This is a genomic window from Aeribacillus sp. FSL W8-0870, from assembly GCF_037963755.1.
In the GTDB taxonomy this organism is placed as follows: Bacteria; Bacillota; Bacilli; order Bacillales; family Aeribacillaceae; genus Aeribacillus; species Aeribacillus composti.
The window spans coordinates 1,636,141-1,647,931 of the sequence record NZ_CP150165.1; the positions used below are offsets into that span (position 1 = coordinate 1,636,141).

The 11,791-nt window shown below is 41.5% G+C and carries 7 protein-coding genes and 2 pseudogenes; 5 read left to right on the forward strand and 4 right to left on the reverse strand.

The window, feature by feature from the left end; translation table 11 throughout:
- Positions 1-2: 2 nt before the first annotated feature.
- Positions 3-725 carry an ABC transporter ATP-binding protein gene (locus NSU02_RS07880; protein WP_066249032.1) on the forward strand — a complete coding sequence of 241 codons (723 nt, stop codon included), beginning with the start codon at positions 3-5 and terminating at the stop codon, positions 723-725.
- A gap of 14 nt (positions 726-739) precedes the next feature.
- A complete protein-coding gene (locus NSU02_RS07885) occupies positions 740-1,585 on the forward strand; it encodes an ABC transporter permease (protein WP_339195139.1) in 846 nt (281 codons plus the stop codon).
- A 271-nt stretch (positions 1,586-1,856) separates the two neighbouring features.
- Here NSU02_RS07885 and NSU02_RS07890 read toward each other — a convergent pair whose 3' ends face one another.
- Positions 1,857-3,086 (reverse strand): IS110 family transposase, encoded by a 1,230-nt coding sequence (locus NSU02_RS07890; RefSeq protein WP_027725928.1) that lies wholly within the window; start codon positions 3,084-3,086, stop codon positions 1,857-1,859.
- A 438-nt stretch (positions 3,087-3,524) separates the two neighbouring features.
- Here NSU02_RS07890 and NSU02_RS07895 point away from each other — a divergent pair, with 438 nt between their 5' ends.
- Complete coding sequence (locus tag NSU02_RS07895; RefSeq protein ID WP_339195141.1) at positions 3,525-4,457, forward strand: ABC transporter substrate-binding protein; 933 nt, start codon at positions 3,525-3,527, stop codon at positions 4,455-4,457.
- 53 nt (positions 4,458-4,510) lie between these two features.
- Complete coding sequence (locus NSU02_RS07900; protein ID WP_339195144.1) at positions 4,511-5,884, forward strand: allantoinase; 1,374 nt, start codon at positions 4,511-4,513, stop codon at positions 5,882-5,884.
- Positions 5,885-6,266: 382 nt separating this feature from the next.
- On the opposite strand, the gene NSU02_RS07905 is transcribed toward NSU02_RS07900, so the two are convergent.
- Positions 6,267-7,508, reverse strand: coding sequence for an MFS transporter (locus NSU02_RS07905; RefSeq protein ID WP_339195146.1), 1,242 nt, complete (start codon positions 7,506-7,508; stop codon positions 6,267-6,269).
- A gap of 720 nt (positions 7,509-8,228) precedes the next feature.
- Entirely contained in the window at positions 8,229-9,170 is a 942-nt protein-coding gene (locus NSU02_RS07910) for a Gfo/Idh/MocA family oxidoreductase (RefSeq protein WP_063386903.1), read from the reverse strand.
- Positions 9,171-9,806: 636 nt separating this feature from the next.
- On the opposite strand from NSU02_RS07910, the pseudogene NSU02_RS07915 reads away from it, so the two are divergent.
- Positions 9,807-10,913 (forward strand): annotated as a pseudogene (locus NSU02_RS07915) (ISLre2-like element ISGsp4 family transposase); the annotation flags it as partial.
- Between the two features lies 1 nt (position 10,914).
- Here NSU02_RS07915 and NSU02_RS07920 read toward each other — a convergent pair.
- Positions 10,915-11,661, reverse strand: a pseudogene (locus NSU02_RS07920) (IS256 family transposase); the annotation flags it as partial.
- Between the last annotated feature and the right edge of the window lie 130 nt (positions 11,662-11,791).

The window sequence follows — 11,791 nt, forward strand, 5'->3', positions numbered from 1 at the left end:
ATATGACATTGATAGTTGAAAATGTAAAAAAGTTTTATAATGATCATCTTGTTTTAAAAGGGATAAACCTTACTGTTCAACCGCATGAATTTATTTGTGTATTGGGAAGCAGTGGCGGCGGAAAATCAACTCTATTAAATTTGATTGCGGGATTTATTAAACCAGATGAAGGAGTGATTAAGGTAAACGGATCTTTTGTAACAAAACCTTCCAAGGAAAGAGGAGTCGTTTTTCAAGATCATGCACTATACCCTTGGTTCACTGTTTTAGAAAATATCGCTTTTGGACCAATCGTGCAAGGGATGCCAAAAAAGAAAGCATTGGAAAAAGCATTACGTTATATAGAATTAATTGGTTTATCAGACTATGCAAACCATTATCCTGAACAACTTTCAGGAGGTATGAAACAACGCGTCGGCATTGCAAGAGCTTTAGCCGGAGAACCTGAAATTTTGTTAATGGACGAGCCTTTTGGAGCGTTAGATATGTTTACCCGTGAAAATATGAGAACTGAACTAATTCGTATATGGAAAGAAGTAAAGCCTACTATTATATTTATTACCCATGATTTAGCTGAAGCTGTCTATCTTGCAGATAGAGTGATTGTCATGAAAAATGGAATGATTGCTACAGAATTAGAGATTCATTTACCCCGTCCTCGAAATTATCGTGATCCTGAATTTAGTATTTTGATGGAGAATTTAGAAGAGCATTTTGTCAGCTAGTTAGGAGGAAGCTTATGAAAAATATGGCGGCCAGACAAGAAGCAGTTTCTGTCTATACGAAAAAAGTGGGCAAGGTTAGAAATAAAAAATATTTACATGCTATTCCAATAATTGCTTTTTTTGTTTTATGGGAAGTCATTACAAGATTAAATATAAATTTTTCCATAGTAAATCCCGTTTTTTTTCCACCGCCTTCACTTATATTTCTAAATGGTGTAGAACTATTTCATTCAGGATTAATTATAGACAGTATTGTGTCGAGTACGATCCGAATAGTAATTGGCTTTGCAATCGGAGTTCTTCTCGGGGTGATTGCCGCATTATTGATAGGAAGGGTAGAGAAGATTGAATTTTGGTTTATGCCTGTCTTTAACATGATCGGTCCTATTCCAGCTTTAGCGTTGCTGCCTTTATTTATTATTTGGTTCGGAATTGGCGAAATTCCAAAAATTATATTAATTGCTTGGACAACATTTTTTCCAGTTATGACGAATACAATTGATGGAATTAAAAGTGTTCATTCTTCTTATATTCGTTCTGCATTAAGCTTAGGCGCAAATGATAGACAAATATTTAAGAAAATTATTATTCCGTCAACATTACCAAATATTTTTACTGGATGTCAAATAAGTTTAGGATTGGCTTTTTCAGCATTAGTGGTTTCAGAAATGATGGGTGCAAAAAGTGGTTTAGGGTATATTATTGTGGACGCTCGAAACTATATGAAAATTTTAAATATGTATGTAGCTATTATTTTAATAGGTATTGAATATAGTCTTTTTTCCTTGTTATTAAAAGTGATTGAGAAAAAACTATTGAAATGGAGAACAGGCGGATTTGAAAATGCTGTAGAAAAATAATAAGGGAGGAATTATAAATGAGAAAAATTTTTCTTTTTTGCCTAGTTTTTTTGACAATGTTTGCAATCGTTGCGTGCGGCTCAAACAGTTCGACAACAACTAGTGAAAATAGTAATAAAGTCCTGCGGTAATATGTCAAGGTGAAAAATCATAGAAATTGGAAATTCCCTTGTCCGATGATCCGAAAAAAGGCAATACTGAAGAAACCCAGTATTGGTACATGTAATAAACTGGGTCTAAAGGTTGATATTGGTATACCAGATCGATCCTCTTATCGATCTTCCCCCTTTCTTGGCGTGTAGATTTGACCGTTGCGTAGCAGCGCATCGATCACACGCACGAGTTTTCTAGCGGTGAGGACGAGGGCTCGTTTATGTTGGTGTTTGGGCACTTCCTCATACTTCTTCCGGTAGTACGCACGAAACGTCGCATCATGCCGTTGCACCGAGTTGGCAGCCTCCACTAGGTAGTAACGGAGATAGCGATTGCCGGAACGAATGAGGGAGGTGTCCTCGGCTTGAAAACGGCCCGATTGGTGCTTGGACCATGTCAAGCCGGCATATTTTGCCAAGGCGGCCTGGTTGTGAAACCGCTCGATTTGCCCGATTTCGGCCAGGATGCCTGCGGTATAAACCGGTCCGATGCCTGGGATGGTTTGCAGTGTGTTCGGAATGCCTTCAAGATGGCGGGTAATGGCTTTATCGAGCTCTTTGAGCTGCGATTGCAGGCTGCGGATTGATTGAATCGACAGCCCTAACAGCAAGTCGATGGAATCCTCGACACACTTGGACAACCGATACGACGAACGGGCCGCCTTTTGAATCGACTTGGCGATGCATTCCGGATCGGCAAAGCGATTGCGCCCTTTTTGGCGCAGGAAGTCGGCCAACTGCTTGACATCCATTTGGCAGATGTCATCGAGGCTCCACGACTCAAGCAGCAGTTCGAGAATGGCATGTCCGAAGATCGAACTGTCCACCTCTTGGGTAAAGGAACTGCATTTGTAAAACAAGTGCTGGAGAAAATACTGTTTCTCACGGGTTAACTGGTGGACGAGATGATATCGCATGCGTGTCAGTCGCTGAAGCGCGAGAAACTGCTCCTTGAGGACAGCCGTCATCTTCAGACGGCCGAAGCGAAGCCGATCCGCAATGATCCAAGCATCGATGTCATCCGTTTTCTCCAAGTCGACATAGGCTTCTTTAAACTTGCGAATGAGCTTTGGATTGATCGTAAACACCTTGACGTTCCAAGCCTGCAAGGCCTCCTGCTGGTGGAAAAACATAGCTGGATGCCAACTGTAGACCGAGGTGGCTTCCATCCCGATCAGAATTTCGGTTGGCTTTCGCTTGTTAGCCCACAGGAGGATTTGATCCCGAAGGAAGGTGGCGCCCAGAAGATGATTATCCACTTTGAAGCGTGCGCACGTATTTCCTTCATGATCCATAATGCAGGTGGCTAAGTCGCGTGAGCTCACGTCGATCCCGACGTAGAGTTTCATGAGATCACCTCCTATTGTTGTAGGATCGAGGGGTAGGACTCTTCGGGATGCCCCCGGATCGCGCCTGTTGACCAGTCACCCTCGCATATGAGAACTCACGTTGGACCATGGGCTGCCCTGGAAGCTGCTCCTTCCAGCATGGGGAAAACCAACGGGAACAGCCTGCGGGTTAGACGTCCAAACAGGGGCCGAGGAGACAGACTTTACAAGTAGTCAAAGCTACAGGAGTGAGAAGAGTATCCCCGATGATCCTAAGACCATTATCCAGGAACATTGCGAAAAGTCCAACCCCGGTACGCTGAACCCTTTGTGGGAGGGGCGCGCCCCTCCCACAAAGGCAACCACCCAAGATATGCGATTGTCAAGGAGCGTATCGGACTGGAAATTCGATAAAAAAACTTTCTGAAACTTAGTATACGAGCGAGTGATGAACTAGAAGTGAAGGATATAACATTAGTAGGGGTAAGGGATGCGCAAATTTCTTCACAACAAATCATTGCAGATAAGTTAGGATTTTTTAAGGAAGAAGGGCTAAACGTAACAAACCAATTAATTGAAAGCGGACCAGATATTGGACCTATGATTGCTGGTGGAAGTGCTCCGGTTAGTTTACAAACAAATTTTATGGATATTATTTTAGCTTCCTCAGGTGTTAAGGTGAAAATCGTAGCTCCGCTTGCACAAATTGCAGGAACACAAGCGGTCGTAGCGGGCAAGCATGCTGAAATTAATTCTCCAAAAGATTTGGAAGGAAAATCAATAGGTATTCCTAGTGGTGCTGATGTAATGATTGCCATTCAAAATATGGCCAACGATTATAATGTTGACATAAAAAAGATAAATTTTGTGAACCTAGCTCCTAGCGATGCTTTAACTGCTCTTGAAAAAGGTGATATTGATGCAATGGCTGCTTGGGAACCGTTTATAACGAAGGCTATCAATAGCGGAGGAAAACTACTATTTAGCGGTACGGTTGACAATTTTGATGGAAAAGAAAAATCTGTTGATTGGATGAGTGTTCATACAACACTGCAAGTAACGGATGATTTCCTAAAAGAAAATCCGAATACGGTAAAAGCAATCATTAGGGCTTTAATAAAAGCTACAGATTACATTAATAAGAATAGAGAAGAAGCAATTAAAATTTTAGCGCCTGAACTTCATTTAGAAGAAAGCGAGTTAAAGGAAATTATGAATAGAAATGTTTATACAATGCAAGTCGACGATTCCTTTATGAACAAAAGCAATGGTTCTGAAGTAGGAGAATATTTATTGAGTGTAGGAAATATCAAAAATATCCCAAATAAGAAAGATTATATTGATTTTTCATTATTAGAAGAAGTTGAACCGGAACTTATGAATAACAAATAACATGAAAAAAGCACTGATGGAAAAATTTTTATTTTAAATGGAGTTTGATAAAAATGATCTACGATCTTATAGTCAAAAACGGCAGCGTTGTGTTTCATGACGAAGTGAAAAAAACAAATTTAGCTGTTAAAGACGGCATTGTTGTTGAAATTGGCGATGACATTGACGGGGAAGCCGATGTCGTTTGGGATGCGGAAGGCCATTACGTTTTTCCCGGATTGATTGATGTCCATGTTCATTTCAATGAACCGGGCAGAGAGGATTGGGAAGGTTTTTCAACAGGTTCATCTATGCTTGCAGCGGGCGGCTGTACAACGTTTTTTGATATGCCGCTGAACGGTGTCCCTTCTACAACTGATCTTGAAGCTCTTCGACAAAAAGGAAAAATAGGCGAGGAAAAGTCATTCGTTGACTTTGGATTGTGGGGCGGGCTTGTTCCGGGCAATGAAAATAATTTAGCGCCTCTTGTGGAAAAAGGAGTTGTCGGATTTAAAGCTTTCATGTCCCCGAGCGGCAATAAAGAGTTCGCAGCGGTTGATGATAATACGCTCTTGAATGGAATGAAAACGATCGCCGGCTTGCGTAAAATTTTGGCTCTTCATGCAGAAGACGGCGCAATGGTGCAATTTTTGCAGAGAGAAAAAGAGCGGCAAGAAAAATTCGGTCCGGACGATTATTTACAATCAAGACCGATTGCGGCGGAATGGCTAGCTGTCAGAAAAGCCATTACATTTGCGGAACAGACCGGCTGTTCTTTGCATTTCGTTCATATCAGCAGTGCAGAAGCCGTTGAAGAAATCCAGCAAGCGAAGAAAAGAGGACTTGATGTCACATTGGAAACGTGCCCGCATTATCTTTTGTTTGACCATGAACATACGAAAAAGCTTGGAGCAGTTGCAAAATGCGCTCCCCCATTGCGTGAATCCGGCGACCAGAAAAAATTGGTTGATTTGTTTTTAAAAGATCAGATTGACTTTGTCGCATCCGACCATTCTCCGTCGCCATGGAACTTGAAAGAAGATGAAACGAATTTTTTCAAAATTTGGGGAGGAATCAGCGGGGGACAATTTACATTGATGGCGATGATCGAACTAGCGGTTCGCTATCGCATTCCTTTTCCGAAGCTGATTCATTGGACATCTGCTAGACCCGCCAAACGATTTGGATTGGACGGGAAAAAAGGGGAAATTGCAAAAGGAAAAGACGCAGATTTTGTGATTATAAGTTTAAAAGACTCCTTCACAGTCGAGAAAAACAGTTTGCTTCAAAAACACAAGCATAGTTTATATGTCAATCATACATTTCCTTGCAAAATCCTTGCGACATTTCAACGGGGGAAATTGGTATTTGACAACGGGCGCATACGGGCTTCCAAGCCTCTTGGCCAATGGCTGAATTATGATGGAAAGGGTAAGGGGGCTGTCTAATAAGTCGATTTTCCGGCTTATAGCCGCCCCTTTAAAGTTTTAGAAACGTTGATATATCAATGTTTATAATGTTTCGTTTTCAATGGATTTTGACTTTCTGGACAGCTTTTTTTGAACGTTTTCCGTATCCTCCATTTTGCAATCATGTTCCGTGAAAAGTTTTCAAAAAATTTTTTAGCACGTTATCTGCAGCCTTAAAGGACTTGTCGGAAAACCGAAACAGGAAGTTTGGTTAGGCAAATAAAAATGTGAACAGGGGATCTGCGAATATTGAGGTTGGCCCAATAAATAAATGAATAGGTCAGTCTTACGAATTTGTTCAGCTTTTTTGCCGAGTGACAACAGGTTCGAGGTCTCCAAAAAATCGCATAGGTGCCTTCTCCTAAATCGTTACCTTTTCTTTAGAAAATTCAGGAAGAAAGAAGGTGAGGATTGCTGAAATGACTAATATGATTATTGAAAAATAAAAAGCAACATTATAATTCCCGTGGTAACTGTATAGTAAACCCGGCACATAGGCTCCTAGTGCTGATCCAATTTGGTGGCTGAAAGATAGCCAACCAATGATAAAACCAACAGAGTGTTGTTTAAAGTATTGCGTTACCAACAATTGCGTAGGAGCAACAGTGGAAAAATCAACCAATCCAAAAACGATAGCGAAAATAATTAATAGCAGAGGGTTATAGCTATAGAATAGAATAAACAACGATAATGCCCGTATAACATATAGACAGATGAGCATTTTTCGACTGCTCCAGCGATCTGCTAACACACCAGAAAATAGTATTCCTACAATATTAAAAGCAGCCAATATAGTTACTGCTGCACTAGTCGCACTTGTTGGAACTCCACACAACTGGGCATAAGGGATAAGATGTGTATCCATTAAACCTGTAGTGGTAAAACCGCAAACGCTAAATGGTAAAATCAAGAACCAAAATTGTTTTTTACGAAAAGCATCCCAAATTGAAAAATCATTGAATTTACTTGGCTGTTCAGTTGTGCTTTCTTCTTGATCCATTCCGCCAATTGGCAACATACCTTTTTCATTAGGATGGTTTCGTAAAATTAACAGGACAATTGGAAACACAACAATCATTAAAAAACATCCCAAGATGATGACCGTTGCTTTCCAATTCAACCATTGAATTAATAATAGAGATCCTGGTACCAACAGCATTTGTCCGGCTCCAAACCCTGCTTCGACAATCCCTAAAGCAAATCCTTGTCTTTCATTAAACCAGTTTGTAACGACTACTGTTGCAGCCACGTTTGACGCTCCGCCAACCCCAAGTGATACAAATATGGCATATAGAATAAACAATTGCCATGGATGATGGACAAAAGCTGTTAATAGAATACTAACTGCCACCAAAAAAGTACTGACAGAAAGGATTATACGAGGCCCAAATTTATCAACTAACCTTCCTATAAATGGTTGGGAAAGTCCATAAACGATAAAGCTTAATGTCGAAATTAGCGATACTGTCCCTCTGTCCATTGAAAATTCCCTTTCCCAAGGTTCAACAAAAGCCCCGAAAGAAAGACGAACACCTTGAACGGCTAAAAGAGATAAAAACGTGACAAATAAAATAACCCAAGCATAGTGAAATCGTAATATCATTTTAGTTTAGTCTCCTAACTTCAAAATTTTAAAGATTCAATATTTTTTCTATTCTACCGAATTGGATGTTTAAGTCAAGCCATTTTTTCCAATATTTTTCTCCGTCAATCGCGGCAAAAATCAGTTCATATTCCGAGATGGTGGCTATTTTACAGAAGACGGTCTCAGTGATTTGAATATGCCAACTGTCGTCTCCCCCAATCGTGCAAAAATCTCTGTTGAACCGATGCAAATCAAAGGATTGGCAAAGTTTCCCTGGAAATAATCAATCAAGCATTAAAAATGAAATGCGTATATAACACTTTTTTGGGGTTTTTATCTTCACTATGAGGAATTGCAAGCAATACGAAAGAGAGAAGTTTGTTTGACGTCTGGAGGCCATTATTTATCATACAGCCAAATTGCCAATTATTTATGTTTCAAAAGAGCCGTGCCAACAATGATTGAACGTGCGGAAAAGAAAATAGCGGAAAGAAAAACAGAAAGCCTCTTCTGCCTTTAAATGGGTAAGAGGCTTTGTCTTTGTTTGTGTACGTTCGTACGAAGCAGACGAGGTTGAAGTCAACCTTTAAATGGGTAAGAGGCTTTGTCTTTGTTTGTGTATTTACAATTGCTTCACGGTTTTTTTCGCTAATCATATGATCATTTGTTAAAAGTGTGCCGTCTAAGTCGATTGCGATTCATTTCATTAGCATTTTTCCACTGGCGTTAGGAATTTCACTACATCGTCAACAGCTTCACAACTTGTTTTGTCCGTTCATGACTATTTATATCGGATTCAATTTTGCCGTTTTTCACGCAGTTTATAAATTCTTCTACTTCATAATACATCGTTTCAAATTTATGTTCCACGGTCAAATCTTTTATTTCACCGTTTCGATATTTGATGACAACTTTCTTCGGATCACTGATTTTGTCAATTTCAATAACACCTTTTTCTCCTTGGATTTCACTAGGGAAAAAGGAGTCTGTTATTTTGGAATACATTACGACTGCTTCAAAATTATCATAATTTAAAATCATACTTCCTTGACCGTCTGCACCGGTGGATAAGTAATAGTGATTTTTTACTATGGATTTTGGTTCGCCGACTAGATGAACAATCGGTGCTAAGCAGTATACACCCAAATCCATTTTCGAACCGTTTCCTAATTCCGGTTTAAAGGCATTTTCAATAATTCCTTCTTTATATTTATCATATCGTGAAGAATATTGATTGTAATGGAAAACAAATCGTCTGATCGGAGCGATTTCGTCAAGATGTTTTTTTAAATTTAAAAAGGTCGGTGTAACGGTTGATTTCATCGCTTCCATAAACATGGCATTGTAAGTTTTGGCCGTTTGAATGACCTCATCCATTTCTTGCACGGACGTTACTGCCGGCTTTTCGCAAAGAACGTGAATTCTATTTTTCATGGCCAAAATACTTTGTTCGGCATGGAATTTGTTGGGGGATGCAATATAAACGGCGTCAATATTGCCGCTTTGAAACATTTCTTCAAGGTTGGTGTACACGTGTTTTATCTGATATTTTTCGGCAAACATTTTTGCTTTTTCCATTGTTCTCGAATAAACAGCGCCGAGGGAGAATTCTGGGTGTGCGCTTGCAGCTTTTATAAAATGGTCGGTAATCCAGTTTGTTCCTATAATACCAAATCTCATGACGAATCCCACCTTTATTGTTCATATTTGTACATGAATATCATATTATAACATGTTCTGCAGCAGCTTTTTTCGACTATCTGTTTTTTGAACTAACTTAAAACTCCATGTCAATAAAGACCAAAACATACTAACATAGTAAGAGCTGTCTGAAAAGTCCCGAAAAAAAGAGTAAACGACAGTTTCTTTGCCATCTGCTTTTCTGTTTTGATCGAATTTCTGAAAAAGATAAACAGGCATTCAGAGTGGGAGCAACCCAACTCGCTTGGTCAATCGGACCGACCATTACATTTATACTGGCCGTATTATTGGTACCCTTAAGATTATTCGGTTCGGGATTGCCTTGGCACCGAACACGCAGGGCGGGAAATTGAAAAAGAACGGTATGGAATTTTGGAAACGGAAGAAAAAGTTACGAATATTTAGAGAAGTTGCTTCACGACTTGCTTAAGCAGCTTGGTAATCCTTTGTCTCGCATCGTGTGAGTAAAATGTTTGTGGGAGAAATTCTTAGAATCCCCCTCATCGGGGCCACCAAGCAAAGCGCGGTAGGATCCCAAGCAGGAAACATGAAAAAAGGACTCTCTCCCTGGTAAGATGTTCATTGACCACACCACAAACAGGAGGAGAGAGTCCCATGAATATTCAACAACATCTTACCACAAATTCGTTGACATGGAAAGAGATCGAACTTGATTTGTTTCGAGCCCTGCAAAACGCCTTCGCTGAGCTGTTTACGGCTCTGTTGGAGGACATCGACCGACAATTGGCGGAAACCCGGGACAAGCGCCGGTACCACTTGAAAGACAAACGACGCACCACGATTCAAACCCTGTTTGGCGAAGTTACCTTTGAGCGAAACTACTATTTAGACCGAGAACAAAACCGTTACACGTTTTTGCTTGACTCCTTTTTAGCGTTTGATGGATCACAGTCAATCAGCCCTTGTCTAGAAGAAACAGCGGTGGGATTGGCTATGGAGTGCTCTTCCTATCGCAAAGCGGCTCATACGCTTGCCCAGATGGTCGGGTATCCGGTGATGAGCCATGAGGCGATCCGCCAGTTGGTGCTCGAGGCTGAAGTTCCGCTGCACTGCCCGGTTGACCAGCGATATGGACGGGTGCTGTTTGTGGAGGCCGATGGACTGTTTGTCTCTCGCCAAGGGAAGGGAAAACGGGCCAAGGAAGACAAAATCCTGACCGTTCACGAAGGGTGGAAGCGCAACGGCTCACGGATCGAATTCGTGAATCAGCGCCATTACGTCCATGAGGGCAAGAGGGAGGTGTGGGAAGGCTTCGAGGAATTTTTGATGAACGAATATGCCTATGATCCGTGTCGGGATCTTCTTGTCATCAACGGGGACGGCGCTCCATGGATTACCGCATGCCGGGAGTATTTCAAAGGACGGGTCTGCTTCCAATTGGATCGATTCCACGTGGCGCGTGAGTTGCGCCAATGCCTCTCGGGCCATCCACGGTGGCAGGCGATTCGGCAAAAGCTGGCGAAGCAGGATGAAGAGGGGTTGCTTGTGGAACTGAACAGCGCCCTCGGCACGCTGGGGGACGAAGCGAAAGAACAACAGCTGGCTGCCTTGATCCACCGGATTGAATCGATGCCGGGATGCATCCGTGATTACCGGGAATGGCTGAAGGAGCAAGGAGTGGACACAACGGGCATGTATCCGATGGGGAGGGCTGAAAGCGTGATGAGCCAGCTGGCGTATCGGGTGAAATACCGCCGCAGTTGTTACGGACTTTGTGAACGACACAACGCTGTACATCGGCTTTCGGATACACCGCCTTAAAGGCTTCCTCTAGACCCGGTAGTCCATCGAATACGCCCAGAAGCACTTCCTTGACGCCTCTTTTGTAGAGGTTTTGAAGAATTTCCTGCCATACATAGGCACTTTCTTGTCCTCCCACAAAGAAATCAAGAATTTCGCGATACCCTTCTTCATTCACCCCTAACACCACATAAATGACTTCTTTCTCCACGGTTTCGCAACGAAGTTTTGCGTATAAGCCATCCAAATATAAGACCGAATAACGCTTGTGTAGAGGGCGAGTGTGCCATTTCTCGATGTCTTCCTTCACGACATCGGTAATACGACTGATTGTTGCGGGAGAATAGGCATTGCCTAAAATTCGTTCAATAAACTTGCCAATTTCACGCGTACTCATGCCACTTTGATACATCCTGATGATGGCTTCCTCCAGCCAGCCGGTGTGGCGTTGGTAAGGAGCGAACAATTGGGTTTGAAATTCTCCGTTTCGGTCTCTAGGGACCAAAAGACCTTCAATCCGGCCATATTGCGTATCTAGATTTCGTTGATAGTAGCCGTTTCTCATATTTGATGTTCCGGCCTGTTCTATTTCGAGGAAATTCTTGATTTCTTCCCGCATGATCAGTTCTAATTTTTCCTTTACAAACTGACGAATGACACTTTCCAGTTGATTTGCCCAGTCGACATTCGGTATACTTCTTTTAGACATAGGTAGGGTTCTCCTTTCTCTGGAATGTGTTGTGGTCCAAATCAGAGAATACCCTACCTTTTTTCTTTTGGTCTAGCAAAATGCTTTACACAAAATTTTATACATCATCTGCTGGTTAGCCAGCAGTTTT